The organism is Flavobacterium cupreum, from assembly GCF_003996965.1.
Taxonomy (GTDB): Bacteria; Bacteroidota; Bacteroidia; order Flavobacteriales; family Flavobacteriaceae; genus Flavobacterium; species Flavobacterium cupreum.
Window position 1 is genome coordinate 1 of record NZ_QWDM01000155.1, and the last position, 327, is coordinate 327.

The 327-nt window shown below is 60.9% G+C and carries 1 protein-coding gene; it reads left to right on the forward strand.

Annotated features, from left to right (window positions below; all coding sequences use genetic code 11):
• A partial coding sequence (locus tag D0817_RS27015; protein WP_134737808.1) for a hypothetical protein occupies positions 1-327 on the forward strand: 327 nt, incomplete at both ends.

A 327-nucleotide genomic window follows, 5' to 3' on the forward strand; every position in this document is an offset into this window, starting at 1 on the left:
CAGCCGATCCGCAAGACATCCTGCGCCTGCTCGGTATCGAAGCGCTGGCACGTTACATCGTCGACGAAGTGCAGGACGTGTACCGTCTGCAGGGCGTGAAGATCAACGACAAGCACATCGAAGTGATCGTGCGCCAGATGCTGCGCCGCGTGCAGATCGTGGAAGCGGGCGACGCGAACTACATCGTTGGTGAACAGGTCGAGCGTTCGGAGTTGCTGGACGAAAACGACCGCGTCACCGCCGCCGGCAAGATCCCAGCGACGTACGAAAACGTGCTGCTCGGTATCACCAAGGCATCGCTGTCGACCGACTCGTTCATCTCGGCCG